The 25319-nt window shown below is 69.7% G+C and carries 26 protein-coding genes, 2 tRNA genes and 1 riboswitch; of the genes, 15 read left to right on the top strand and 13 right to left on the bottom strand.

Annotated features, from left to right (window positions below):
* Window positions 1-267 precede the first annotated feature (267 nt).
* From MPTA5024_RS34460 to MPTA5024_RS34435, 6 genes are all read right to left on the bottom strand, one after another.
* Window positions 268-2847: a valine--tRNA ligase gene (locus tag MPTA5024_RS34460; protein WP_051459045.1), complete on the bottom strand. Its 2580-nt coding sequence runs from the start codon at window positions 2845-2847 to the stop codon at window positions 268-270.
* A 63-nt stretch (window positions 2848-2910) separates the two neighbouring features.
* Window positions 2911-4194, bottom strand: a complete 1284-nt coding sequence (gene clpX, locus MPTA5024_RS34455) for an ATP-dependent Clp protease ATP-binding subunit ClpX (protein ID WP_036331957.1) — start codon at window positions 4192-4194, stop codon at window positions 2911-2913.
* 195 nt (window positions 4195-4389) lie between these two features.
* The gene (locus MPTA5024_RS34450; RefSeq protein ID WP_157099875.1) at window positions 4390-5052 is read right to left on the bottom strand and encodes an ATP-dependent Clp protease proteolytic subunit; all 663 of its coding nucleotides are present in this window, start codon (window positions 5050-5052) and stop codon (window positions 4390-4392) included.
* Entirely contained in the window at window positions 5049-5693 is a 645-nt protein-coding gene (locus MPTA5024_RS34445; protein ID WP_036331955.1) for a ClpP family protease, read from the bottom strand. Before MPTA5024_RS34445 ends, MPTA5024_RS34450 begins: the two co-directional genes overlap by 4 nt.
* 369 nt (window positions 5694-6062) lie before the next feature.
* The gene (gene tig, locus MPTA5024_RS34440; RefSeq protein WP_036331954.1) at window positions 6063-7442 is read right to left on the bottom strand and encodes a trigger factor; all 1380 of its coding nucleotides are present in this window, start codon (window positions 7440-7442) and stop codon (window positions 6063-6065) included.
* A 196-nt stretch (window positions 7443-7638) separates the two neighbouring features.
* Window positions 7639-8505: a helix-turn-helix domain-containing protein gene (locus MPTA5024_RS34435; protein ID WP_036331953.1), complete on the bottom strand. Its 867-nt coding sequence runs from the start codon at window positions 8503-8505 to the stop codon at window positions 7639-7641.
* A gap of 373 nt (window positions 8506-8878) precedes the next feature.
* On the opposite strand from MPTA5024_RS34435, the gene MPTA5024_RS34430 reads away from it, so the two are divergent.
* Window positions 8879-9265 carry an ATP-binding protein gene (locus tag MPTA5024_RS34430; RefSeq protein WP_232326763.1) on the top strand — a complete coding sequence of 129 codons (387 nt, stop codon included), beginning with the start codon at window positions 8879-8881 and terminating at the stop codon, window positions 9263-9265.
* Window positions 9266-9315: 50 nt separating this feature from the next.
* On the opposite strand, the gene MPTA5024_RS34425 is transcribed toward MPTA5024_RS34430, so the two are convergent.
* Window positions 9316-9951, bottom strand: coding sequence for a GNAT family N-acetyltransferase (locus MPTA5024_RS34425; protein ID WP_036331949.1), 636 nt, complete (start codon window positions 9949-9951; stop codon window positions 9316-9318).
* A gap of 79 nt (window positions 9952-10030) precedes the next feature.
* Here MPTA5024_RS34425 and MPTA5024_RS34420 point away from each other — a divergent pair, with 79 nt between their 5' ends.
* Both MPTA5024_RS34420 and MPTA5024_RS34415 read left to right on the top strand, forming a co-directional pair.
* Window positions 10031-10774: an alpha/beta hydrolase gene (locus MPTA5024_RS34420; RefSeq protein WP_198167557.1), complete on the top strand. Its 744-nt coding sequence runs from the start codon at window positions 10031-10033 to the stop codon at window positions 10772-10774.
* Window positions 10775-10938: 164 nt separating this feature from the next.
* Window positions 10939-11277 carry a hypothetical protein gene (locus tag MPTA5024_RS34415; protein WP_232326762.1) on the top strand — a complete coding sequence of 113 codons (339 nt, stop codon included), beginning with the start codon at window positions 10939-10941 and terminating at the stop codon, window positions 11275-11277.
* Between the two features lie 49 nt (window positions 11278-11326).
* Here MPTA5024_RS34415 and MPTA5024_RS34410 read toward each other — a convergent pair whose 3' ends face one another.
* Window positions 11327-11758 (bottom strand): hypothetical protein, encoded by a 432-nt coding sequence (locus MPTA5024_RS34410; protein WP_036331948.1) that lies wholly within the window; start codon window positions 11756-11758, stop codon window positions 11327-11329.
* Window positions 11759-11855: 97 nt separating this feature from the next.
* On the opposite strand from MPTA5024_RS34410, the gene MPTA5024_RS34405 reads away from it, so the two are divergent.
* A complete protein-coding gene (locus tag MPTA5024_RS34405) occupies window positions 11856-12818 on the top strand; it encodes a GlxA family transcriptional regulator (protein WP_036331947.1) in 963 nt (320 codons plus the stop codon).
* Between the two features lie 135 nt (window positions 12819-12953).
* On the opposite strand, the gene MPTA5024_RS34400 is transcribed toward MPTA5024_RS34405, so the two are convergent.
* A tRNA-Gly gene (locus MPTA5024_RS34400) sits at window positions 12954-13024 on the bottom strand.
* Window positions 13025-13114: 90 nt separating this feature from the next.
* Between MPTA5024_RS34400 and MPTA5024_RS34395 the strand changes: the two genes are divergently transcribed.
* Window positions 13115-13191 (top strand) — tRNA-Pro (locus MPTA5024_RS34395).
* Between the two features lie 249 nt (window positions 13192-13440).
* Here the strand turns inward: MPTA5024_RS34395 and MPTA5024_RS34390 are convergent.
* On the bottom strand, window positions 13441-14076 hold the full coding sequence (locus MPTA5024_RS34390) for a TetR/AcrR family transcriptional regulator (protein WP_036331946.1): 636 nt from the start codon (window positions 14074-14076) through the stop codon (window positions 13441-13443).
* Between the two features lie 76 nt (window positions 14077-14152).
* Between MPTA5024_RS34390 and MPTA5024_RS34385 the strand changes: the two genes are divergently transcribed.
* Both MPTA5024_RS34385 and MPTA5024_RS34380 read left to right on the top strand, forming a co-directional pair.
* Window positions 14153-15256, top strand: a complete 1104-nt coding sequence (locus MPTA5024_RS34385) for an FAD-dependent monooxygenase (RefSeq protein ID WP_036331945.1) — start codon at window positions 14153-14155, stop codon at window positions 15254-15256.
* Between the two features lie 50 nt (window positions 15257-15306).
* On the top strand, window positions 15307-16155 hold the full coding sequence (locus MPTA5024_RS34380) for a helix-turn-helix transcriptional regulator (protein ID WP_036331944.1): 849 nt from the start codon (window positions 15307-15309) through the stop codon (window positions 16153-16155).
* Between the two features lie 21 nt (window positions 16156-16176).
* On the opposite strand, the gene MPTA5024_RS34375 is transcribed toward MPTA5024_RS34380, so the two are convergent.
* Window positions 16177-16560 (bottom strand): VOC family protein, encoded by a 384-nt coding sequence (locus MPTA5024_RS34375; RefSeq protein ID WP_036331942.1) that lies wholly within the window; start codon window positions 16558-16560, stop codon window positions 16177-16179.
* 100 nt (window positions 16561-16660) lie between these two features.
* Between MPTA5024_RS34375 and MPTA5024_RS34370 the strand changes: the two genes are divergently transcribed.
* The 4 genes from MPTA5024_RS34370 (at window position 16661) to MPTA5024_RS34355 (ending at window position 21195) form a co-directional block, all read left to right on the top strand.
* Complete coding sequence (locus MPTA5024_RS34370; protein ID WP_157099874.1) at window positions 16661-17158, top strand: DUF2087 domain-containing protein; 498 nt, start codon at window positions 16661-16663, stop codon at window positions 17156-17158.
* A 94-nt stretch (window positions 17159-17252) separates the two neighbouring features.
* Window positions 17253-18611 carry a TrpB-like pyridoxal phosphate-dependent enzyme gene (locus MPTA5024_RS34365; RefSeq protein WP_036332191.1) on the top strand — a complete coding sequence of 453 codons (1359 nt, stop codon included), beginning with the start codon at window positions 17253-17255 and terminating at the stop codon, window positions 18609-18611.
* 171 nt (window positions 18612-18782) lie between these two features.
* Window positions 18783-20516, top strand: coding sequence for an ATP-binding SpoIIE family protein phosphatase (locus tag MPTA5024_RS34360; protein ID WP_036331940.1), 1734 nt, complete (start codon window positions 18783-18785; stop codon window positions 20514-20516).
* 88 nt (window positions 20517-20604) lie between these two features.
* Window positions 20605-21195 carry a TIGR03086 family metal-binding protein gene (locus MPTA5024_RS34355; protein ID WP_036331939.1) on the top strand — a complete coding sequence of 197 codons (591 nt, stop codon included), beginning with the start codon at window positions 20605-20607 and terminating at the stop codon, window positions 21193-21195.
* A gap of 7 nt (window positions 21196-21202) precedes the next feature.
* On the opposite strand, the gene MPTA5024_RS44770 is transcribed toward MPTA5024_RS34355, so the two are convergent.
* Window positions 21203-21280, bottom strand: coding sequence for a 50S ribosomal protein bL37 (locus MPTA5024_RS44770; protein ID WP_370027834.1), 78 nt, complete (start codon window positions 21278-21280; stop codon window positions 21203-21205).
* A 194-nt stretch (window positions 21281-21474) separates the two neighbouring features.
* On the opposite strand from MPTA5024_RS44770, the gene MPTA5024_RS34350 reads away from it, so the two are divergent.
* From MPTA5024_RS34350 to MPTA5024_RS34340, 3 genes are all read left to right on the top strand, one after another.
* Window positions 21475-22278, top strand: a complete 804-nt coding sequence (locus MPTA5024_RS34350; protein ID WP_036331938.1) for a DeoR/GlpR family DNA-binding transcription regulator — start codon at window positions 21475-21477, stop codon at window positions 22276-22278.
* Window positions 22275-23327 (top strand): galactose-1-phosphate uridylyltransferase, encoded by a 1053-nt coding sequence (gene galT, locus MPTA5024_RS34345; RefSeq protein WP_036331937.1) that lies wholly within the window; start codon window positions 22275-22277, stop codon window positions 23325-23327. The genes MPTA5024_RS34350 and galT overlap by 4 nt, the downstream gene beginning before the upstream one ends.
* A gap of 79 nt (window positions 23328-23406) precedes the next feature.
* Window positions 23407-23543, top strand: a riboswitch (cyclic di-AMP (ydaO/yuaA leader).
* A 34-nt stretch (window positions 23544-23577) separates the two neighbouring features.
* On the top strand, window positions 23578-24504 hold the full coding sequence (locus tag MPTA5024_RS34340) for a coiled-coil domain-containing protein (protein WP_157099873.1): 927 nt from the start codon (window positions 23578-23580) through the stop codon (window positions 24502-24504).
* A gap of 126 nt (window positions 24505-24630) precedes the next feature.
* Here MPTA5024_RS34340 and MPTA5024_RS34335 read toward each other — a convergent pair whose 3' ends face one another.
* Window positions 24631-25098, bottom strand: a complete 468-nt coding sequence (locus MPTA5024_RS34335) for a tyrosine-type recombinase/integrase (protein ID WP_036331935.1) — start codon at window positions 25096-25098, stop codon at window positions 24631-24633.
* Here MPTA5024_RS34335 and MPTA5024_RS42975 point away from each other — a divergent pair.
* Complete coding sequence (locus tag MPTA5024_RS42975) at window positions 25054-25161, top strand: dihydrofolate reductase family protein (RefSeq protein ID WP_232326769.1); 108 nt, start codon at window positions 25054-25056, stop codon at window positions 25159-25161. The two genes, MPTA5024_RS34335 and MPTA5024_RS42975, sit on opposite strands and share 45 nt — an antisense overlap.
* Window positions 25162-25319: the final 158 nt, after the last annotated feature.

Here is a 25319-nt window from a genome sequence, read left to right as displayed (position 1 = left end):
CAACTCCACCGGAATTCCGACCGTCCCGTTTCCAGGACAACCCCTCTAACTTACCCCGAATGGGACACCGCGTCGAATCGACGCAGGGCGCCCGGCAACCGGGTCGGATAAGAGGGAGTGCCGAAAGCTTAGCAGCCCGTCTCCCGTGAGGAGTTCGTGGCGCGCCGTGCTTTCCGGCGTGGATAGAGACTAGCACCCGCCGGGAGGTGCCGAGGACAACTTCCGTAACTTCCCTCGGCACACTCCCCCTAAACCTCAGACACCCAACTAGGCCGGCAGCGCGGCCAGGAGGCCCTCCAGGCGGTCGATGTCCTCCTCGGCCTGGGCGGCCCGCTGGCGCACCTTGGCGACGACGTCGTCCGGCGCCTTGGCCATGAACTGCTCGTTGCCCAGCTTGCCTGTCACCTGCGCGTGCTCCTTCCGGGCCGCGGCCAGGTCCTTCTCCAGGCGCTTACGCTCGGCCGCGACGTCGATGGCGCCGGCCGTGTCGATCTCGACCGTCACCGCGCCGACCGTCAGCCGGGCGGTGGGCGAGAACGCCTCCGTGGCGTCGTCGAGCCGCAGCAGGGTCCGGATGGCGGGCTCGTGCGTGGCGAGAGCCGTACCGGACAGGGACAGCCGGGCGGCCACCCGCTGCCCGGGCTTCAGCCCCTGGTCGGAACGGAACCGGCGCACCTCCGTGACGAGCTCCTGCAGGGAGGCCACCTCCTGCTCCGCCTCGGGGTCGACCAGTTCGGGCGAGAAATCGGGCCAGGAGGCGATCACGACCGACTCGCGCCCTGTCAGTGCCTGCCACAGCTCCTCGGTCACGAACGGCACCAGTGGGTGCAGCATCCGCAGGAGGGCGTCGAAGACGTGGCCGAGGACGCGCGCCGTGTTCTCGGCGACCGCCCCGCCCTCGGAGATCTGGACCTTGGCCAGCTCGACGTACCAGTCGAAGACCTCGTCCCAGGCGAAGTGGTAGAGCGCGTCGGAGATCTTGGCGAACTCGAACTCCTCGAACGCCGCGTCAACCGACGAGATCACCGACTGCAGGCGCGACAGGATCCACCGGTCGGGCGCGGTGAGCTCGTCCGGCAGGCCGTCCGACACGGCGCCGTTCATGAGCGCGAAGCGCGTGGCGTTCCAGATCTTGTTGCAGAAGTTGCGCGAGCCGGCGGCCCAGTCCTCACTGATCGCAACGTCGGAGCCGGGGTTGGCCCCGCGCAGCAGCGTGAAGCGGGTGGCGTCGGCGCCGTACCTCGCGATCCAGTCGAGCGGGTCGACGACGTTGCCGAACGACTTCGACATCTTCTTGCCGAACTGGTCGCGGACCATGCCGTGCAGCGCGACCGTCCGGAACGGCGGCCGCCCGTCCATCGCGTACAGCCCGAACATCATCATCCGGGCGACCCAGAAGAACAGGATGTCGTAGCCCGTGACCAGGACGCTGGTCGGGTAGAACCGGGCCAGGTCGGGGGTCTCGTCGGGCCACCCGAGCGTGGAGAACGGCCACAGGCCCGAGGAGAACCACGTGTCGAGGACGTCGGGGTCCTGCTGGTAGCCGGCGGGCGGCTCCGCGTCGGGTCCGACGCACACCATGTCGCCGTCGGGGCCGTACCAGACCGGGATCCGGTGCCCCCACCACAGCTGCCGGGAGATGCACCAGTCGTGCATGTCGTCGACCCAGTCGAAGTAGCGCTTGGCCAGCTCCGGCGGGTGGATGCGGGTGCGCCCGTCACGGACGGCGTCGCCCGCGGCCTTGGCGAGCGGCGCGACGTTCACGAACCACTGCAGCGACAGCCGCGGCTCGACCACCGTCTTGCAGCGTGAGCAGTGGCCGACCGAGTGGACGTACGGCCGCTTCTCGGCGACGATCCGGCCCTGCTGACGCAGCGCGCCGACCACCGCCGGGCGCGCTTCAAAACGGTCGAGGCCCTGGAACGGACCGTGGGCGGTGATGATGCCCCGCTCGTCCATGATGACGAGGGACTCCAGCGAATGCCGCCGCCCGATCTCGAAGTCGTTGGGGTCATGGGCCGGGGTGACCTTGACGGCGCCGGTGCCGAAGGACGGATCCACGTGCTCGTCGGCCACGATCGGAATACTCCGGCCGGTGAGCGGAACCTCGACCTCCTTGCCGATCAGGTGGGCGTAGCGCTCGTCATTGGGGTGCACGGCCACCGCGGTGTCGCCGAGCATGGTCTCGGCCCGGGTGGTGGCGACGACGATCTCCGCGTCGCCGGAGCCGTACCGGATCGAGACGAGCTCGCCGTCGTCGTCGCTGTGCTCGACCTCGATGTCCGACAGCGCGGTCAGGCACCGGGGGCACCAGTTGATGATCCGCTCGGCGCGGTAGATGAGCCCGTCGTCGAAGAGCTTCTTGAAGATCGTCTGGACGGCCCGGGACAGGCCCTGGTCCATCGTGAACCGCTCGCGCGACCAGTCGACGCCGTCGCCGAGCTTCTTCATCTGGCCGAGGATGCGCCCGCCGGACTCCTCCTTCCACTGCCAGACGCGCTCGACGAACGCCTCGCGTCCGAAGTCGTGGCGGGACAGGCCGTCCTTGGCGATCTCACGCTCGACCACGTTCTGGGTGGCGATGCCGGCGTGGTCCATGCCCGGCAGCCACAGGGTCTCGTAGCCCCGCATGCGGGCTCGCCGGGTCAGCGCGTCCTGGATCGAGTGGTCGAGCGCGTGGCCCACGTGGAGGGAGCCGGTCACGTTCGGCGGGGGGAGCACGATGCTGTACGGCTCGCGCCCGCTGCCCGCGTCAGCGGTGAAGTAGCCCGCCGATACCCAGCGCTCGTAGCCGCGGGTCTCGACTTCGGCGGGCTGGTACTGGGTGGGCAGCTCAGGCGTCGTCATGATGCCCAATTCTAGGGACGTCCGGACGCCGCCCGTGCCGCCGGCGATCCGGACGGAAGGGTCCTAGGCGGACTTCTCGCGCGGCGTGCGCTGCTGCTTGGCCTGGAGCTGGTCGCGCGGGACGAGCGTCGGGTTCACGTGCTCCAGCACGGCCTCGCGGGTGATGACGACCCGGGCGACGTCCTGGCGGGAGGGCACCTCGTACATCACGGACAGGAGCACCTCCTCCATGATGGCGCGCAGGCCGCGGGCGCCGGTGCCGCGCAGGATGGCCTGGTCGGCGATGGCCTCGAGGGCGTCGTCGGTGAACTCCAGCTCCACGTTGTCCAGCTCGAACAGCCGGCGGTACTGCTTGACGAGCGCGTTGCGCGGCTCGGTGAGGATCTGGATGAGCGCCTCGCGGTCCAGGTTGTGCACCGAGGTGATCACCGGGAGCCGGCCGACGAACTCGGGGATCATGCCGAACTTGAGCAGGTCCTCCGGCATCACGTCGGAGAAGATGTCCGAGGAGTCGGACTCCTCCTTCGAGTGGATGATCGCGTTGAAGCCGATCCCCTTCTTGCCGACCCGCGATTCGATGATCTTCTCGAGGCCGGCGAACGCGCCGCCGCAGATGAACAGCACGTTGGTGGTGTCGATCTGGATGAACTCCTGGTGAGGGTGCTTGCGGCCGCCCTGCGGGGGCACGCTGGCCGTCGTCCCCTCCAGGATCTTCAGCAGCGCCTGCTGGACGCCCTCGCCGGAGACGTCACGGGTGATCGACGGGTTCTCGCTCTTGCGGGCGATCTTGTCGACCTCGTCGATGTAGATGATGCCGGTCTCGGCCTTCTTGACGTCGTAGTCGGCGGCCTGGATCAGCTTGAGGAGGATGTTCTCCACGTCCTCGCCGACGTACCCCGCCTCGGTGAGGGCGGTGGCGTCCGCGATGGCGAACGGGACGTTGAGCATCTTGGCGAGGGTCTGGGCGAGCAGGGTCTTGCCGGAGCCGGTGGGGCCGAGCAGCAGGATGTTCGACTTGGCGAGCTCTATGCCGTCGTCGCGGCCGCGCTCCCCCGACTGGACCCGCTTGTAGTGGTTGTAGACGGCGACCGACAGGGCCTTCTTCGCCTTGTCCTGCCCGATAACGTACGCGTCGAGGAACTCGTAGATCTCGCGCGGCTTGGGCAGGTTATCCCACTTGAGCTCGGAGGACTCGGACAGCTCCTCCTCGATGATCTCGTTGCAGAGATCGATGCACTCATCGCAGATGTAGACGCCGGGTCCGGCGATGAGCTTCTTGACCTGCTTCTGGCTCTTGCCGCAGAACGAGCACTTCAGCAGGTCTCCGCCGTCGCCGATGCGTGCCACCCCAGATACTCCTTTGCGTGGGACCGCCCCTGCAGCCGCGGTCACTTCCGTCCGCAACCCGATCATGTACCGGTGCGAAAACGTCATCCCGCTCAGGTTTCGACGTTACCGTCTCTCGGGCCCTCAGTGAGCCCCCTAGCGGTGAGTCGCACCGGAACGTGCCCAATTGGGCACCGTTCCGGTGCGGCAACTCCCTCAGGAAGCGATCGCCGCCGCGCGCTTCTTCCGCGACGGGATGATGTCGTCCACCAGCCCGTACGCCTTCGCCTCGGAGGCGCTGAGGATCTTGTCACGCTCGATGTCCCTGCGGACGTCGTCGGGCGACTTGCCCGAGTGCTTCGCCACGATCTCCTCCAGCAGCGACCGCATGCGCAGGATCTCGCGGGCCTGGATCTCGATGTCGCTGCCCTGGCCGCCGCCCTCGGTGTAGGGCTGGTGGATGAGGACGCGGGCGTTGGGCAGCGCGAACCGCTTCCCGGGCGTCCCGCCGGCCAGCAGGACCGCGGCGGCGGAGGCCGCCTGGCCCAGGCAGACCGTCTGGATCTCCGGACGGACGAACTGCATCGTGTCGTAGATCGCCGTCATGGCGGTGAACGACCCGCCCGGGGAGTTGATGTACATGCTGATGTCGCGGTCCGGGTCGAGCGACTCCAGCGTCAGCAGCTGCGCCATCACGTCGTTCGCCGAGGCGTCGTCGATCTGGACCCCGAGGAAGATGATGCGGTCCTCGAACAGCTTGTTGTACGGGTTCATCTCCTTGACGCCGTACGACGTGCGCTCGACGAAGGAGGGAAGGACGTAGCGGCCGTTGATGTCCCCCGGCCGGATCAGCTCACTCACTTGGGAAGCTCCAGTCATGAGACGGCGCCCTCGGAGGGCACCTGACGCGCGCTGCGCACGACGTGGTCGATGAAGCCGTAGTCCCTGGCCTCCTCGGCCGTGAACCAGCGGTCGCGGTCGGAGTCGCGCTCGATCTGGTCGAGCGGCTGACCCGTGTGGAACGCGATGCGCTCCGCGAGGGTCTTCTTCACGTACAGCATCTGCTCGGCCTGGATGGCGATGTCGGCCGCGGTGCCGCCGATGCCGCCGGACGGCTGGTGCATCATGATCCGCGCGTGCGGCAGGGCGTAACGCTTGCCCTGGGCGCCCGCGCAGAGCAGGAACTGCCCCATCGAGGCGGCCAGCCCCATCGCGACCGTGCAGACGTCGTTCGGCACGTACTCCATCATGTCGTAAATCGCCATGCCGGCCGTCACCGAGCCGCCCGGGGAGTTGATGTACATCCAGATGTCCCGGTCCGGGTCGTCGGCGGCCAGGAGCAGGAGCTCGGCGCACAGCCGGTTGGCGACCTCGTCGTTGACCTGGGTGCCGAGCACCACGATGCGCTCACGCAGCAGGCGCTGGTAGAGCTGGTCCTCGAGGCGGCCGGGAGCGCCTTCGGGGCCCCGGGCCTCGAGACCGGAGCCGGTGGGCGGGAAGAAGGTCGGCGGGCTGGTCACAGCGTCACCTTCCGATGCGTCGTTATCGATTGGCTTTGCTTGTGACCTTAACGCGCGCCGCAGACAGGTCATGCCTCCTCGCCGTACTGTTCGCTGACGGCGCATGTCGGCGGCCCCGGCGCGACGGGATCGGCGTGTCCCCGGCCTGCCCGGCGTTTCCGGAGCCGGGGCCCGGCCGTCGAGGCGCAGGTCGGGAGGGGTGCGGCCGCCCCGGCGAGAGCCGTAAGAAGAAAATTTGCGTGGATTTGTCCCGAGACGGAACGGGAAAACCCCCGCGCACCGAAGTGCGGCGGGGGTTCTCTCCTCGCCGAATCGCCGCGGGCCGACCTCCGGGCCCGTACGGCTTTCAGGTCGATCCCGGATCGAGGATCAGCTCTGGGCGGGCTGCTCGGCGGCGGCCTCGTCCTCCGGCTGCTCCTGCTCGGGGTTGAGCTCGGTGTAGATGGCCTTGAGGTCGACCTCGTTGCCCGCCTCGTCGGTCACCTTGGCGGCGTCGCCGATGAGCGTCTTGGCCTTCTCGCGGACGATCTCCATCATGGCCAGCGTGAGCTGGTTGTTGTCGGCCAGGTGCTGGGCCAGCGTGTTGGGCGCGACGCCGAGCTGCATGGCGCGGCGCACCACGAAGTCGGTGAGCTCCTGCTCGCTGACGCCGATGTCCTCAGACTTGACGATCTTGTCGAGCACGAAGCCCGACTTGAGGGCCTTGCGAGAGTTCTCCTCGTAGTCGGCGAACAGCTCGTCCTCGGTGGTCTGCTGGAGACGGAGGTAGGCCTCGCGGCTCAGACCGCTCTCCGCGATCTGGTGCTCCAGGTTGTGCTTGCGGGCGTCGATCTCGGCGTTGAGCGCGCTCTCCGGCAGCGGAATGTCGATCTTCTCGAGCAGCGCGTCGAGGGCCTTCTCGCGGCTCTGCATGACCTGGTCGATCAGCTTGTTGCGGCGGGCCTGCTCGCGGATGCTGTCCTTCAGCTCGTCGAGCGTGTCGAACTCGCTGGCCAGCTGGGCGAACTCGTCGTCGAGCTCGGGCAGGACCTTCTCCTTGACCGACTTGACCTTGATGATCACGTCGGCCTCCTCGCCGGCGTTCTCGCCGCCGACGAGCGTGGTGCGGAAGGTCTTCTCGTCGCCCGCGGCCATGCCCTGGAGGGCGTCGTCGAGACCCTGCAGGACCGAGCCGGCGCCGACCTCGTAGGAGACGTCCGCAGCCTGCTGCTCGTCGATGTTCTCGCCGTCGATCTCGGCGCGCAGGTCCATGACGACGTAGTCGCCGTTCTGGGCCGGGCGCTCCACTCCGGTCAGCGTGGCGAAGCGCTGGCGCAGCCCGTCGAGCTGGGCCTCGATGTCGGCGTCGCTCACCTCGGCGGTCGTGACGACGATCTCGGTGCCCTCGTAGTCGGGCACGTCGAAGGCCGGCCGGACGTCGACCTCGGCGGTGAACTCGACCTGCTCGCCGTCCTCGATCTTGGTGACCTCGATCTCGGGCTGGCTGACCGGGAAGACCTCGGTCTCGTCCACGGCCTGGCCGTACAGCTTGGGCAGGGCGTCGTTGAGGGTCTCCTCGAGAACCACCGCGCGGCCGAAGCGCTGCTCGATGATCCGGGCCGGCACCTTGCCGGGACGGAAGCCGGGCACGCGAACCTGCTGTGCGACCTTCTTGTACGCGGCCTGCAGGCTCGGCTCGAGCTCCTTGAACGGCACCTCGACGGTGAGCTTGACCCGAGTAGGGCTGAGCTCCTCGACAGCGGTCTTCACGGGGTGGTCTCCTTGATCCAGCATCTGGTGATCGCAGGCGCGTCGTGCACGGCAACCGCGGCACTACGCGCGCCGCGCCCACGTGAGAGGCGCTCGGCCACCACGCCGGCACGCGACCTCTCCGGGCATGCTCGACTGTGGCGGGTGTCCAGCGCCAAGGGCAGTCTAGAGCAGACCTGAGCCTATGGGCGACTGATCAGAGGTCCGTCATGATCTGCCGCAGCAGGTCGACCGTCTCCGCGGGGGTCGTGCTGACCGCGCACAGCCGTTCCATGACCTCGCCGTAGCGGTCGACCTCCTCGCGTTTGTCGAGGTAGAGGGCGCTGGCGAGCTGCTCGACGTACACGATGTCGGGGAGCTCGGGGTCGGCGAAGCGCAGGATGCTGAACGCGCCGCCCTCCGCGGCGTGTCCTCCGAAGCTGAACGGGATGACCTGGATCGTCACGTTGGGTTGGTTCATCAGGTCGATCAGGTGCTGGATCTGGCCGCGCATGACCTCGACGCCGCCGATCGGCCGCCGCAGCGCGGCCTCGTCGATCACCGCCCAGAACATCGGGCTGGACTCGCCGTCGAGGATCCGCTGGCGCTCCAGGCGCAGGTCGACACGCCGGGCGATCTCCTCGGGCGCCGCGCCGACCGCGCCGGCCGTGATCACCGCCCGGGCGTACTCCTTGGTCTGCAGCAGGCCGGGGACGAACTGCACCTCGTACGTCCGGATGCGCTCGGCCGCCTCCTCCAGGCCGACGTACGCCTGGAACCAGGAGGGCAGCAGGTCGTTGAAGCGGTGCCACCAGCCGGGCTCGTTGGCCCTCTCCACGAGGCTCATCACCTGGCCGCGCGTCTCGTCGTCCTCCACGCCGTACAGGGCAAGGAGGTCGGCGACGTCGCGTTCCTTGAAGCCGACCCGGCCGAGCTCCATGCGGCTGATCTTGGACTCGGAACCGCGGATGCAGTGCCCTGCTTCATCGCGGCTGATCCCCTTGCTCTCGCGGAGCTTGCGGAGCTGGGAGCCCAGGAGGATGCGGAGGGCTGTGGGACCCGATCCAGCCTGGATCTGTGTCACGGCACCTCCCTCGACAATCGGCTACGTGTGCCGCCAAGGGACGACCAGCACGAAACCCCCAGCCCACACAGTGTCACCACTACGGGCTCCGATGACAAGGGTCGATCTCCCTCCCCCTGACGCTCCAGGTTCACCCTGTGGATGCTTGCACGCGTCAGGTGCACGTGCATTTGGGTCTTGCAGCAGGGCGAGAGGGTGTTCCATCATGTCTTGGTGCATATTGGGCCAAAGGTGCACCAACCCTCGAATATGGCCAGCGGGAGGTACGGGCAGCATGTCGGAGAAGCCCATTTCCGCCGGCCCGTTGACCCGCGAAGTGGGATTCGGTTGGTTCCTTCGCGCCGCCGGGACCTCCGATAAGGCCACGTGTCCTTTGCGCCCGCAGGCCGATTCCGTCAAGACGGCCCGCGACGTCACCCGTACGACACTGCAGCGATGGGGTCTGTCCGAGCTGAGCGACGACGCGACGCTCGTGGTTTCGGAGCTCGTGACCAACGCCGTCCGTTACGCGCTGTACCCGTCCCCGGCTCCGCCCGTACGCGACCACCCCATAACGCTGATGCTGCTCCGGATCGCCCCGCACGTGTTGCTTGCGGTCTCGGACCCGAGCGACCGGGCGCCCTCCCCCAGCCAGCCCGACTTCGTGTCGGAACACGGCCGCGGCCTCTACATAGTGGAGACCTACAGCCAGGCCTGGGGCTGGGACACGCTGGACGAGGGCGGCAAGGCCGTGTGGGCCCTCTTCCGTACGGGCGACTGATCGCGGTTCTCCCAGCCTGACCACCTCCTCGTGGCCGCGGGGGCGGAACGTCAGGTCAGGCCGAAATGCGGCAGGCAGGGCTCCAGACCGTGGATCTCGACGGGAACCGGACCGGCGAACACGTCGCGGCGCAGGCGCAGACGTCGCGCGACCGCACGCCGCCCGCGCACGTTGTGCGTCGACAGCCCGTCGGGCTCGTAACCGAGCTTGCTGGAGACGACCAGCGAGGCGGTGTTGTGCTCGAACGCGGAGGAGACCGCTGAGAGCGCGCCGAGTCCGGCGAAGGCCAGGTGAAGGACGGCGGCGCGCATCTCGGTGCCCAGGCCGCGCCCCTGGTACGAGCGCCCGAGCCAGGAGCCCGTGTGCACCTCACGGGTGACGGCGAAGTCGGCCGCCGACAGGTCCTGGACGCCGATGGCCTGGCCGTCGTGGATGACGGCGAAGTTGCAGCACCAGCGCTCGGGACGCCACCGGGCGATCTCGCCGAGGTTGGACAGGACGACGTTCCTGGGGAGCTCCTCACTCGGAACGTCGGTCCACGGGGGGACGAAGGGCATCACCTCGGGATCGTGGATTCCCTCGGCCGCCCGGTCGCCGAGCTGATCGAGGTCCTCAAGCGTGGGCAGGCGCAGCTCCAGCCGGGGCGTGGTCAGGCGCAGCTTGAACAGAGGCCAGTGATCGGGCACGGTCCAGAGTGTCCAAGACGGCGTGGTGGGCGGCAAGGCGCCTTCGCCGAGTCAGGAGGGGGACCGGGTGGGAGTCCAGGTGGACAGAGGCCTGGTCTACGGGCCGAGCGGCAAGGCTCTCGACGTCTACCGGTGTGAGGGCGCCGCTCACCGGCCGGTCGTCCTGCTCTGGCACGGGCGGGGACCCGACGAGCGCGACGTCCTCGAACCGCTGGCGCGCGCTGTCGCGGAGCGGGATGTCGTCGTGTTCGTTCCCGACTGGCGTTCGGATGCGCCGGACGGCGGGAGAGGCCACCTGTGGGAGTCGGCCGCCTTCGTCCGAGGCAACGCGGGTGACTTCGGCGGCGACGCCGGCCGGATCGTCCTCGCCGGGTGGTCCATGGGCGGGAGGGCCGCGGCAGGGGTTGCGGTGAACGGAGCGGCGTACGGTCACTGGCGGCCGTCCGCGGTCGTCACCATCGCCTCCGGTTTCGATCGGCCCGCGCCGTCGACGGGCGGCATCCCCCTCGACGACCTCACGACGACGACGGGGGAGCCGGTTCCGTTCTGGCTGGTTCACGGAAGCAGAGACCCCATCGTGGATGTGCGGCAGGCACGCCGGTTCGCGAGCGCCCTGCGAGAGCGTGGGTGGCAGGCGGCGGTGGCCGAGGCGGAGACGGATCACGCCGGCATCGTGATGACGGAGTACAACCCTGAGCTGGGGCGGTGCAGGGCCGCGCGATCAAGGCACGCGATCGAAGCGGGTCGTCGTGCCGCCCAGGTCATCGCCGACGCCGCTTGGACGTCACGGACATGGACGGCGCCGCAGGAGAGCGGGGTCTGACGCGGCCTCGACAGGAATGGGCTCCATGCTTTCTGTCCACGGCGACCTGGAGACCTCGAGAACGGGATAACGTGGCCGCTCTGGGACATTGTGATGTTCCAGGCACCACGTACAGCTGTGGATACCCTCTGCGAGGAGGACGCGTGACAGTGGCACGAGTACTCGTGGTCGGTCTCGATCCCGCCAAGATCGAGGGCTGGGATCCGGAGCCGGTCAAGGCCGCGATAGCGCGCGGCCGGGCTCGTTTCGACGATCGGGGCATCCCGTCAGACTGGTGCCTGGTGGCACTGGACGAGAATCCCGAAGCCGCGATCGCAGAGGCGCTGACCGGCAACGACTACGCCTGCGTGGTGATCGGGGGCGGCATCCGCAAGCACGAGCCGTTGCTCGAACTCTTCGAGAGGGTGGTCAATCTGGTCCGGCGGCACGCGCCTGACGCGGCGATCGCCTTCAACAGCAGTCCCGACGACTGCCTCGACGCGGCTCTGCGGTGGCTGCGCTGATCCTGCAGGGAGAGCGCCCACGGTGCCACGACGTCCTGTGCGGGGGTGTTCAGTGGTGGGTATGGGCGTACTCGTCGCGCCGCCTGAGCATGACCGCCAGCATGAGGGGGAACATCGCCACGTGTGCCGTGATCATCAGGGTCATCCCGTCGATCACGCCCAGCCATAGGAGCGGGAACAGCGGCACGACCGGAGCGAACATGACGCCGCACATCTCCAGCGTGGAGGCCCAGGCGTGGCCGCGGAAGCGCATCCAGGCGCCCATGCCCGCCGACATGTCGAACGCCATCAGCAGGTAGGCGAGCTCCGGATCGCGGGCGTACGACAGGTCGATCCCGAGGGCGAACGACCACAGCAGGCCGAGCGCGATCATCCCGGCGAACATGGCGACGATCATCTCGATGTAGTGCAGGGTGAACCTTCCCCATCGCCGCGCATGGCGGTTGGTGCCGGGAGGCGAGTCGGGCATCGGCTGAGTCATGGCTCAACTGTCCGGGCGCCCAGAGAAGGTGCCAACGAAGTATCAGAGACAGGTCCGGAAACTTGGGTGCCCTGTCTTTCTGACATACGGTTGTGCCATGACCGAGCGGCGTGTGGTCGTGGTCGGATACCAGGCGGCGGAGCTGCTGGACATCGCGTGCGTGACGTCGACCCTGATAGCGGCGAACCTCCACGGCGCCACACCGCCCTACGACGTGTGCCTGGCCACCCCGTCGGGCCTGCCCATCACCTGCAGCAGCGGGCTGACCCTGCAGGGGCAGCAGGCCCTCCAACGCATCGCCGGGCCGCTGGACACGCTGATCGTGTCAGGGGGAATCGGGCGCGAGGAAGCGGCTGCAAGCCGGGTGATCGTTGGCCACGTCCGTCGATTGGCGCGGGAGAGCCGCCGGGTCGCATCGGTGTGCACGGGTGCGGCGGTGCTGGCCGCCGCCGGCCTGCTCAACGGGCGGCGCGCCACCACCCATTGGCAATACGCGCACGAGCTCGCCGCCCGCCATCCGGAGATCATGGTCGACGCTGATCCGATCTTCATCCGCGACGGCGACGTCGCTACTGCCGCCGGTGTCACCAGCGCCCTGGATCTGACCCTCGCCTTCATCGAGGAAGACCACGGCGCCGCCCTCGCCCGGGAGGTGGCCCGCAACCTGGTGACCTACCTGCAACGGCCCGGCAACCAGGCGCAGATGAGCATGTTCACCGCAGGCCCGCCACCCGGCGACAGCCTGATCCAGCGGGTGGTCGACCATGTCACCGGCCACTTGGACGCCGACCTGAGCACGGCTGCCCTGGCGACCGGCGCGGGAGTGAGCGAGCGCCACCTGAACCGGCTGTTCCTCAAACACCTGGGCCAGACCCCAGGCCGGTTCGTACGCCGGGCCCGCACCGAGGCCGCCGCCCACCTTCTGGCCTCCACCTCCCTGCCCATGACCGCTATCGCGACCCGTTGCGGCTTCGGCACGGCTGAGACCCTCCGCCAGGCCTTCGTCGATCGATATGGCATTCCGCCCTCGCGCTACCGCCTGACCCAGGGCACCGCGTAGTCACTACGGACGGGATCGCGTCCTGTCCGGATTCCACATCGCTCGAAACCTGAAGTGGCACGGGAGATCGAAACACCAATGGAAATCACAAAGGCCAGGCACCGGGATGCGGTTGACCTGGCCTTTTTCGATGAGAGCGGACGACGGGAATCGAACCCGCGTAGCCAGTTTGGAAGACTGGGGCTCTACCATTGAGCTACGTCCGCGCGCGGCCGGTGGTCATCTGGTCTAGACTTCATCCGGTCGTCAGGGCGTAAGCGTACCGGAGTCTCGGAGCGCTCGCGCACCCGACGAGACGGGGCGTGGCGCAGCTTGGTAGCGCGCTTGCTTTGGGAGCAAGAAGTCGCAGGTTCAAATCCTGTCGCCCCGACCAGCACACATGCACGTCAAAAGGCCGCCTCCAGTGATCGGAGGCGGCTTCCTCCTGGCGCCGCGGCGACTCCCGGCCGTGCTCGCCTGCGAGGGCACTCGCCCGTCGGGGCGAGGCGTCTCATGGGCGCGCACCGCCACCGTCCAGTCCGGACGTGCCGCGGCGATGCCGGCGAAGGTCGTCGAGCCGTACCTGCCCGGACGGCGTCCGTCCTCGACCCTGCTCCGGTCGCCGGGATACCAGAGGTGTGCTTCAGGGCTGCCGCCCGGCCTCTGACGTACGTCGCCGCTCGTGCAGCCAGGGGCGCAGGGCGGCGTCCGTCGCCTCCTGCAGGCGGCGGCTCATGGCTTCGGGATCATCGCCCCCCTTCTCCATCAACACCTGCAGAGCGCCGGTGACCGCCCCGACGAACGCCCCCACGAGAGCCGCCGCCCCGACCTCGTCCAGCTCGCCGGGGTAGGCCGCACACAGGTGACGGGCGATCTCCCGCTGCGCGTCGAGCTGGAGCTGCAAGCCGCGCCCCCGCATCGCGGGCACGGTCCGGATGAGCCGCAGCCGGAGCGCGGCCACCCTGCTCACCATGTCGTCGCTGTCACGGTTCACGGTGCGCAGCGCGCGCAGCAGCACGTCGGCAGGCCGGTCCTCGGGCCCACGCGTGGCGATGGCGTCGACGACGGCCCTGATCCGCGAGTCGCTCTCCGGGAAGAGCACCTCCTCCTTGCTGGCGAAGTAGCTGAAGAAGGTGCGCGTGCCGATCTCGGCCGCCTCGGCGATGTCGGCGACGGTCGTGCCCTCGTAGCCGTGCTCCTCGAACAGCTCCACGGCGGCCTCGACGATCGCCTGGCGGGTGCGCTGCCGCTTCCGTTCGCGCAGGGAGAGCTCAGCCATGCCGCCGATGTTAGCGCATGGAATGCCGATCGGCACTCATTGCAGGCATGCACTGAGTGCAGCTATCGTCCAGGACATGAAGACCGTGCTGATCTCAGGAGCCGGCATAGCCGGAAGCACCCTCGCCTACTGGCTCACCCGCCACGGGTTCGAACCCACCGTCGTGGAGCGCGCACAGGGCCGGCGGTCCAGCGGCAGCCCCGTGGACGTACGCGGTCCCGCCCGTGAGGTCGCCGAGCGCATGGGCGTCCTGGCCCAACTGCGCGCCGCGGCGACCCGCGTGACCCGGCTGAGCTTCGTCGACGGCCGCGGCAGGCGGGTCGGCGGCATGCGCATGCGGCCCGACGACATCGAGCTGCCCCGCGCCGACCTGGCCCGGGTGCTGTCCTCGACGGTGGCCGTCGAATGCCTCTACGACGACACCGTCACCGCCCTGCGGCAGGACCCCGGCGGCGTGGACGTCACCTTCGAGAACGCCGCACCCCGCCGTTTCGACCTGGTCGTCGGCGCCGACGGGCTGCACTCGGCGGTCCGCCGCCTGGCCTTCGGCCCGGAGGAGCGGTTCGCCGACCATCTGGGCATGTACGTGGCGACCCTGCCTCTGCCCGGTCTCGCCCTCGACCCGCACGAGGTGGTCGTGTACAACTCCCCCGGCCGAGCCGTCGCCCTGCACCCCGGCACCGGCCAGGGCGGCGCCGCGTTCTTCTTCCGCAGTCCCGCCGTGCCCGGTTTCGACCATCGTGACACGGCGCAGCACAAGCGGCTGCTCGCCGGCGCCTTCGCGGGCGGCGGCTGGCGCATCCCTGAGCTGCTCGAGCAGGTTCCGCAGGCGGACGACCTGTTCTTCGACTCAGTGAGCCGGGTGCGCCTCGAGAGCTGGTCGAACGGGCGGATCGCGCTGCTCGGAGACGCGGCCTCCTGTGTCTCGCTGTTCGGGGACGGGTCCACCCTGGCCATCGCCGGCGCCGCGACCCTGGCCGACGCGCTGGCCGCGCACCGGGACGATCACGTGGCGGCGTTCCGCGCCTACGAGGCCCGGCACCGCCTGCTGACCGGGCCCAAGCAGCGCTTCGTCGTCCCGGCGTCCCGGCTGCTCATCCCGGCGACCAGGTACGGCATCGCCGCCCGGAACGCCGGCACGCGCCTGCTGTCGGTCGTCTCGCGCGCCCGCGCCGCCTGACCAAAGTCGTCTTTTTGCCCCTTTACCTGCGAATTCTTACCCTGTCCCGCATGGAGAACCCTCTCGGCGACTTCCTCCGCGCCCGGCGACAGATCATCTCCCCGGCCGAGGTGGGCTTGCCGCGCGGCGTCCAGCAACGCCGGACACCGGGACTGCGCCGTGACGAGGTGGCGGTCCTGACCGGCGTCAGCGTGGACTACTACACGCGGCTGGAGCAGGGCAGGGAACGCCGGCCGTCGGATCAGGTGCTCGGCGCCCTGGCCCGCGCGCTCCGCCTCGACACCGACGCGGCCGATCATCTCCACGAGCTCGCCCGTCCGCGGGCGCGCGCGTCCGGGGCCGACGGCGACGAGGACCGGGTCAGTCCGCAGGTGCTGCGGCTGATGAACCGGTGGGACGACGTCCTCTCCGTGGTGTTGAACCGCCGGACGGACGTGCTGGCCCACAACGCGCTGTGGGCCGGTCTCACCATGGGGCTGGAGCACACCGACAACTTCATCCGGATGTACTTCCTCAACCCGGCGTCAAGGGACCTCTGGGTGGACTGGGAGGAGGAGGCGCGGGCCATGGTCGCCCACCTGCGCGCCGCCGTGGGGGCGGACCACAGAGATCCGTCCCTGGCCGGCCTGGTCGAGGAGCTCTCGGAGGAGAGCGAGGCCTTCCGGCAGATGTGGGCCCGTCACGACGTGCGTGTCAGGCGTCGCGACATCATTCGCCTGCGCCATTCCGTCGTCGGCGACGTGACGCTCTGGCATGAGTCGTTCTCCATCGACGGCGCCCCCGGTCAGCGGCTGTTCACGGCGCAGGCGGAGCCGGGCAGTGCCTCCGAGAGGGCGATGGCCGAACTGAGGGCGATGGCGCCCCCCGTGGACCGGGCAGGCGGATCGTCGTCGCGCTGACGCGCGTGCCGTACGGTCAGGTCACTCGTACGGATGGGTGAGGAACTCGATGGAGTGGCCGTCGGGGTCGTCGACGTACACGCCGCGGCCGTGGTAGCGGTGGTTTATCTGCCGCGGCTCCCGGTGGGCCGGGTCCGCCCAGTGGTCCATGCCGCCCTCCCTGATCCTGCCGTAGATCTCGTCGAACTCCTCCTCCGAGACCAGGAACGCCAGATGCTGCATGACGATGCGGCCGGGCTCGACGATGGAGTCGGCGAAGTCCACCGTCACGCCGTTGGCGAGCGGGACCGTGGCGAACGGGCCGAAGGACCCGGGGTCGGGCGCGCCGAGGAGTGCGGTCAGGAACCGGGCCGAGGCGAACCGGTCGGAGCTGTGCACGATGGTGTGGTCGAGCTGCGCGGTCACGGGACCTCCAGGATGTGGTCGGATCCGGTGAGCCCTTCTTCTTCGAGGCTACAAACCTCGCGGCGGCAAACCGCTTGCGCCCGCCGGTAGCGTGGAAAGGGTGATCGGCAAGGATGTGTCGCGTGTCCTCGGGCTGCTCGGCCAGGAGGACACGCTCCGCGTGTTCGCCTCTCTCGTCCTGCGGCCGGACGCGCCGCCCGCCGAGGCCGCCGGCCTGGAGCCCGAGGAGGCCGAGCAGGCGCTGACCCGGCTGGCCCGCGGGGGTCTCGCCGTGCGGGAGGAGGGCGGCTGGCGGGCGCGGCCGGAGAGGTTCCGGGAGCTGCTCAAGGAGATCCCGTCCGAACGGCCGACGCCGCTCGACACCTTCCTGGTCGACGGGCGGCTGGTCTCCATCCCGGCGAAGCGGAGCAAGCGGCTGGTGGTGCTCGACTACATCGCCGGGCTCTTCGAGCCGGGCGTCCGCTACGCGGAGAAGGACGTGGACGTCGTCCTGCGGGCCTTCCACGACGATCACGCGGCCCTGCGCCGTCACCTGGTGGACGAGAGGTTCCTCAGCCGGGAGAACGGCTTCTACTGGCGGTCCGGCGGCACCGTCTGAACCCGGCCGCCCCTTACCTCAGAACGGGGGCCTTTCCCGATGGCCCCGCCGCGCGGAGACTGGAAGTGGCGGGCGGCCAGGAGTGGAGGGCGCGGTGAGCGAGCCGACGAGGATCCTTCTCGACGAGTCCCGGATCCCCCGGAACTGGTACAACATCCTGCCCGACCTGCCGGCCCCTCCCCCGCCGCCGCTCCACCCGGCCACCCTGCAGCCGGTGGCCCCCGACGACCTCGCCGCCCTGTTCCCCATGGAGCTGATCGCGCAGGAGATGAGCGAGGACCGCTTCGTCCCGGTGCCCGAGAGCGTCCTCGACGTCTACCGCCTGTGGCGGCCGACGCCGCTGATCCGCGCCCGCCGCCTGGAGAGGAGCCTGGGCACCCCGGCGAGGATCTACTACAAGTACGAGGGCGGCAGCCCGTCGGGCTCCCACAAGCCGAACACCGCCGTCCCCCAGGCGTACTACAACGCCCGGGAGGGCGTGCGGCGGCTGACCACCGAGACGGGCGCCGGCCAGTGGGGCTCCGCGCTCGCGTTCGCCTGCGCCCAGTACGGCCTGGCCTGCGAGATCTGGATGGTCCGAGCGTCGTACGACCAGAAGCCGTACCGCAGGTCGCTCATGAAGGTGTACGGCGCCACCGTGCACGCCAGCCCGTCGGCGGTGACCACGTCGGGGTGCCGGATCCTCACCGACGACCCCGGCTGCTCCGGCTCCCTCGGCATCGCGATCAGCGAGGCGGTCGAGGCGGCGGGCGCGGCCGACGACACCCGTTACGCCCTGGGCTCGGTGCTCAACCACGTCCTGCTGCACCAGACCGTCATCGGCGAGGAGGCCCTGGAGCAGCTCGCGCTCCTGGGCGAGACGCCCGACGTCGTCGTCGGCTGCACGGGCGGCGGGTCGAACTTCGCTGGGCTGGCGTTCCCGTTCCTCCGGGAGAGGCTGGCCGGCCGGATGGACCCGGTGCTGCGCGCGGTCGAGCCGGCCGCCTGCCCCTCGTTCACGCGCGGGACGTACGCGTACGACTTCGGCGACGCGGCGGGGTTCACACCGCTGATGAAGATGCACACGCTCGGCCACCGGTTCGTGCCCGACCCCATCCACGCCGGCGGCCTGCGCTACCACGGGATGTCGCCGCTGCTGTCGCACATCCACGAGCTGGGGATGATCGAGGCGGAGGCCGTGAGCCAGAACGCGTGCTTCGAGGCGGGGGTGCGCTTCGCGAGGACGGAGGGCATCCTCCCGGCGCCCGAGCCGTCCCACGCCCTGGCGGCGACGATCGCGGAGGCCCGGCGGTGCGCGGAGTCCGGCGAGGAGAAGGTCATTGTGACCGCGTTGTGCGGCCACGGCCACTTCGACCTGCCGGCGTACGAGCGGCACCTGGCGGGACGCCTGGAGGACTTCGCGCTGCCGCAGGAGCGCATCGACTCCGCTCTCGCCGATCTGCCCGGCGTGTAGCCCCTGGTCTGTTTCGTCCCCTGTGTGACGGGTAAGACGTGCCCCTCACCGTCACGCGGATTCCACACGTCTACGAAACGCGCGCTCTACGCACTCCTGTCAAACGGCTGAAATGCGAGGTATCACCTTCATACGATTCGGGGACACCATCCGCTCTCGCCGGAGAAACCGTTGAACCGGAACTGCGTCATCAAGGATCCCGCCCCGGGCAACCGGGCGGAGTGGCGCCGCAGCAGCGCCGCGTCCGCGCATGAACGGCTGGCGTTCCTGAACGAGGCCACCCGCAGGATCGGCACCACGCTCGACCTGGCCGAGACCAGCCGGGAGCTCATGGACGTGGCCGTGCCGCGCTTCGCGGACGCCGCGGCGGTGATGGTGCAGGACCGGCTGGTGATCGACGGCGAGATCTCCTCCCGGCCGGTGGACGGCACCACGCTCGTCCGCCGGGTCGCCCTCGGCATCGCGCACGAGAGCCCGCAGCCCTGGATCGACGCGTTCCCGATCGACGAGGTGACGGTCTACCCCGCGGAGATGCCGCACGCGCAGTGCATGGCGAGCGGGAAGCCGCTGATGTACCCGGTGCTGGACAAGGAGAACGCCCGCGTCATCGGGGCGAGCGTCGACCGGGAGGACGCGGTGGCCGACCTGCTCACCGAGTCGTCCTTCCTCGCGGTCCCGCTGCGGGCGCGGGGGCGGGTGCTCGGCTGCGCGGTGTTCGTGCGGCGTCCGCGCACCCAGCCGTTCGAGGAGCCCGACGTCACGGTGGCGGAGGACCTGGCGGCGCGGGCGGCGATCTGCATCGACAACGCCCGCCTGTACACGAGGGAGCGGCGCACGGCGCTCACCCTGCAGAGCAGCCTCCTGCCGGCCGAACTGCCGCAGCCGCTCGGCATGGACATCGCCTCGCGCTACCTGCCGGCGAGCGACCTGATGGGCGTGGGCGGCGACTGGTACGACGTGATCCCGCTGCCCGGCTGCCGCACGGCCCTCGTGGTGGGGGACGTCATGGGCCACGGGACGCGGGCCGCGGCGACGATGGGCCAGCTCAGGACGGCGGCACGTACGCTGGCGAGCCTCGACCTGCCGCCCGAGGAGGTGCTGTTCCGGCTCAACCTGATGAGCCAGGACCTCGACCCGACCCAGATCGCGACGTGCATCTACGCGGTCTACGACCCGGTGACCCGCGCCTGCGCGCTGTCGCGGGCCGGGCACGTGCCGCCCGTGCTCCTCCACCCGGACCGCTCCACCCAGATCATCGACCTGCCCTCCGGGCTGCCGCTCGGCATCGGCAGCGAGCCGCTGGAGTCGCGGGAGATGATCCTCCCGGCCGGCAGCGTGCTGGCCCTGTACACCGACGGCCTGGTGGAGAGCCGCGAGCGGGACCTCGACTCCGGGATCATGGCGCTGCGCCGCCTGCTGGCCGGCCGCGTCGAGGACCTGGAGGACATGTGCGACGTGATCATCAGCGGCCAGCGGTCGGGCCACGAGCGTGACGACATCGCGCTGCTGGTGGCCCGGGTGCGGGAGCTCGACCCGGACGAGATCGCGTCGTGCCCGCTGCCGGCCGACCCCCGCTTCGTGGCGCACGCCAGGAGGTTCGTCCGTTCCACGCTCGGCACCTGGGGGCTGGGCGCGCTCGCCGACAGCACCCAGCTCATCGTGAGCGAGCTGGTCACCAACGCGCTCAAGCACGGCTGGCCGCCGATCGAGTTGCGGCTGCTGCGCGGGCGGACGCTGGTGTGCGAGGTCGCCGACGGCTCGCCGGCCACCCCGGCCCCCCGGTCGGCCACGGCCGACGAGGACACCGGCCGCGGGCTCCAGCTCATCAAGCGGTTCGCCTACCGCTGGGGCACCCGCCCCACGACGTACGGAAAGATCGTCTGGGTGGAGCAGCATCTGCCCTGACCCCCTGACATCCCCCTGGATGACCATGTATGACCAGATCATCGGAAGAGATACGGTCGAAGGGGGAACTCCTTTGCGAGGAGGGGAAATGATCGACATCCGTGATGCGTACCGTCGGGCGCTGGACGGCTTCGGCAACCGGCTCCACCTCGTACGGGACGACCAGTGGGAGCTGGCGACGCCCTGTGTGGACTGGGACGTCCGCGGGCTGGTGAACCACCTCGTCACGGAGAACCTGTGGGCCCCGGAGCTGCTGGCGGGCCGGAGGATGGCGGAGATGGGCGAGACCTTCGAGGGCGACGTGCTCGGGGCCGACCCGGTCAAGGCGTTCGAGGTCTCGGCTCAGGGCGCCGTCCAGGCGGTGTACGCCGAGGGGGCGCTGACCGCCGCGACCCACCTGTCGTTCGGCGACGTGACGGGTGAGGAGTACATCACCGAGTTGTTCGCCGACGCGCTGATCCACACCTGGGACCTGGCACGTGCGATCGGCGGCCCGGAGCGGCTGGAGCCCGATCTGGTGGCGAGGTGCGCCGAATGGTTCGCGCAGGCGCGGGAGGGCTACCGCCTGGCTGGGGTGATGGGCGACGAGCAGGGGCTCCCGGAGGACGCCGAGCAGGCACTTCCGGAGGACGCCGACGAGCAGACGCGCCTGCTCGTCGCCTGGGGCAGAACGCCCTGACGGGCCGCTAACGCCCCGTGGGCCGCTTGCCGTGGTTGGCCTTCTTCTTCTTGCGGGCCTTCGACTTGCGCGCGCGCTTCCCCATGGCCGACCGTCCTTCCGGTGGAGTACGGCTTTCGCCCACTGTCCTCCCGAGGGTCCATGCCGTACAAGGGAGAAGGACGAACCATTGCGCACCGCCTGTACAGATCGTGGTGCGCATCCCTTCACCATGTCCCAACATGACCACTCGCAGCTTATGACATAATTTGTTGAAACTTGTTGATAAGGAGTGGGTGGATGCTGGCCCAGCAACGGCAGCAGGCGATCCTCGAGAGGGTCCGCCGGACCGGTGGAGTGCGCGTCGCAGAGCTCGTGCGCGATCTCGGCGTCTCAGACATGACCATACGCCGGGACCTGGAGGTGCTGGCGGAGCGGGGCCTGGTGGAGAAGGTCCACGGCGGCGCGACGGCGGCCGGGAGCGGCTCCACCGAGGAGCCCGGGTTCGCGGCCAAGTCGGTGCGCCAGCAGGCCGAGAAGGAGGCCATCGCCCGGCGCGCGGCCCAGCTCGTGCGGCCCGGGAGCTCCGTCGCCCTGTCGGCGGGCACCACGACGTGGACGCTCGCCCACCACCTGGTCGACGTGGCCGAGCTGACCGTCATCACCAACTCCGTGCAGGTGGCGGACGTGTTCCACCGCGGTGGACGGCCGGACCAGACGGTCGTGCTCGTCGGCGGCGTGCGGACGCCGTCCGACGCGCTGGTGGGTCCCGTCGCCGTCGCCGCCGTGCGGTCGCTGAACGTCGACACGCTGATGCTTGGCGTCCACGGCATGAGCACCCGGGCGGGCTTCACCACCCCCAACCTGCTGGAGGCCGAGACCAACCGGGAGTTCGTCGCCGCCGCCCAGCAGCTCGTCGTGCTGGCCGACCATACCAAGTGGGGCACGATCGGCATCAGCACGATCGCCGCCCTCGAGGAGGCCCACGTGGTGATCAGCGACGCCGGGCTGCCCGAGGAGGCGCGGGCCGAGCTCGCCGAGCACGTCGGCGACCTGGTCGTCGTCGCCCCGTCCGCCGACGCCGCGCTGGAGGCCGCGCAGTGAAGCGCACCGTCACCCACCTCGCCGACGGGCGCGAGCTGATCTACTTCGACCTCCGCGACGACGCCGACCACAGCGCCGTCGACACCCGCGACCTGCCCCCGCGGCCGTACGCGTCCGAGCTGCGGTACGACCCGCTGATGGACGAGTGGGTCGCGGTCGCCCGGCACCGGCAGACCCGCACCCACCTGCCCTCCGCCGACGAGTGCCCGCTCTGCCCGGCCCACCCGGGCTCGGAGATCCCCTCGCCGTACGACGTGGCGGTGTTCGAGAACCGCTTCCCGTCCTTCAGCTTCAACGTCGGCGAGTACGAGCAGGTGGGCGGCCTCAGCGAGGTGCGTCCCGGGATCGGCCGCTGCGAGGTGGTCTGCTTCACCTCCGACCACGACGCGTCGTTCTCCTCCCTCTCGGACGAGCAGGTCGAGCTGGTGATGGAGGCGTGGGCCGACCGGACCGCGGAGCTGTCCGCGCTGCCGGGCGTCGAGCAGGTCTTCTGCTTCGAGAACCGGGGCGAGGAGATCGGCATCACGCTGCCCCACCCCCACGGCCAGATCTACGCCTACCCGTACGTCACCCCGCGGACGCGGCAGATGCTGGACGCCGCCGCCCGCCACCGGGGCGGCAACCTGTTCGCCGACGTGCTGGCCGCCGAGCGGCGCGGCCCGCGGGTCGTCGGGTCGAACGAGCACTGGACGGCGTTCGTGCCGGCCGCCGCCCGCTACCCGTTCGAGGTGCACGTCTACCCGCACCGCCGGGTGCCCGACATCCCGGCGCTGTCCGCGGAGGAGCGGGCCTCGTTCGGGCCGCTCTACACCGACGTGCTGCGGCGGCTCGACGGGCTGTTCGGCGTGTCCATGCCGTACATCGCGGCCTGGCACCAGGCGCCCGTGACGTACCGGCGCGATCTCGCCTACCTCCACCTGCAGCTGTTCAGCATCCGCCGGGCGCCGAACAAGCTGAAGTACCTGGCCGGGTCGGAGTCCGCGATGGGGGCCTTCGTGAACGACGTGCTGCCCGAGGAGGCCGCCCGGATGCTGCGTGAGGCGCGGTAACGGCTTGATCTCCGATTGATTGCGACTTGGGCTGGCACTGACCGTTTCCTTCCCACTAGTATCCATCGCACCGGCAGCCACAGCCGGATCGCCTAATCCCGGGCGCCTCGCCCGGGAGCCGGGGACCCACACAGGAACCTGGGGTTAAGGCCTCGCGCCCGGGCTGCTCCCGCCCGCACCCGTCAGCTAACCCGGTCGGCGAGATGGAGAGGAGTGGGCTCTGCCCCGCGCATTCCCCCTGGCCGCGGGCGTGCTCGCCACCGTCGTGCTCGTGTTCGGCACGGCCACCGCGGGAAACGCCGACCCCAAGCCGACGGAGAGCGGCCTCAGGAAACAGCTCGCCGCGCTGGAGAAGAAGGTCGACGGCCTGATCGCCGACTACAACGCCAAGCGCGTGGCGCTCGCCAAGGCGAAGGTGTCGGAGAAGGCCGCCCGCGAGCGGCTGGCGGCCGCCCAGTCCGACTACGACGCGGCGCAGCAGGCGCTGCGTGACATGGCGGGCCTGCGCTACCAGACCGACAGCGCGATCGCCGGCAGCCCCGTCCCGCTGGTCGACCTGAACGGCTCGACCGTGGCGTACCAGCTCCAGGAGGAGCAGGCCGCCCGCATGACTCAGTTCGACCAGGTTCGGACCGAGCGGCAGCGGGCGGCCGACGCCGCGAAGGCGCTGACCGCGCAGCTCAAGACGCAGTCGGCGGACGTCGCGGAGCAGCGGTCGGACGCGGAGCGGCTGATCGACGAGATCAAGGACAAGCTCGACAAGCTCATCCCGATCGCCCCCGGCCGCCGCCCCGGCGGCGCGTGGGCGCCGGAACTGCCGAGCGGCGCCGACAACATCACCCCCCGGATGCGGTTCATGCGCTCGGAGGTCGAACAGCACTTCCAGCTGCGCTTCCCCGTCGGCTGCTACCGCGCCGAGACGAGCGGCGAGCACCCCCTCGGCCGCGCCTGCGACTTCATGATGAGCTCGGGCGGCACGATGCCGGCCCCGGACATGAAGGCCCTCGGCGACAGCATCGCCGCCTGGGCCATCAAGAACGGCCCGAAGCTCGGCGTGATGTACATCATCTGGCAGCAGCGGATCTACAACCTGGGCCGGCCGGGGTGGCGCCCCATGGCCGACCGGGGCGGGATCACCGCCAACCACTACGACCACGTCCACATCTCGATGTACTGAGCCATCCGCCCCACCCCCACGGTCACGCGGGCGCGCGCCTCCCCCCGGCGGGCGCCCGCGTGACCAGCACTTTCGGGGTAGACGAGACGCGTACTTGAGCGGCACGCCCAGGGATCATCGGACGAGTCAGGGCACATCCAGGGCACTCGGACCTTCCGCCGGCCTTGTGGACCATGCGCGCTCGATCGCCGCCCGCATCCGGTCCTCGCTGGAGGGCATCAGGTGCGTGTACGTCCGCAGGGTGAAGCCAGGGTCGGCGTGGCCGAGGAATTCGGCGACCGCCTTGATCGACACACCGTCTTCGAGGAGCACCGAGGCGAAGTGATGCCGCAGCATGTGGAAGCCGTTCTCCCGCGTAGTCGGGATTCCCGCCTTCTCTAGAGCCGTCTTCCACGCGAAGCGGTTGAACTCGTTGCGGACGATCACGGTTCGCTGGCGGGTGGTAAAGACGAGCCGAGCAGAGTGCGACGGCCCGTCAGGGGTCTTCCACGGCAGATCCACCTCAGAGGACGAGGTATACGGCATCTCATGGTCGAGGGTGGCGGGACGATCCACACTCAGTTCCTCACTCAGGGCCTGGCCGACGAGATACACCTAGCGATCGCGCCCATCTTCGTCGGAGACTCGGCAGCTCCAAGGTTCGTCAACGCTGGATAGTTCCCCGGAGGCTCCGCTCATAGGATGAAGGTTGCCGAGGTCCGCTCCATCGGCGACATCGTTCTGATCCGGTACCTGCCGAAGGAAACATCCGGGGACTCCACCTCATGAGCGTCATCACTCCGACCGATCGTCAGTGGCTCATGACTGCCATCGAG

Origin of the sequence: Microbispora sp. ATCC PTA-5024, from assembly GCF_000511135.2 — a bacterium.
Classification (GTDB): Bacteria; Actinomycetota; Actinomycetes; order Streptosporangiales; family Streptosporangiaceae; genus Microbispora; species Microbispora corallina.
Note: the sequence above shows the minus strand (reverse complement) of the source record. Positions and strands in the feature narration are given on the sequence as shown.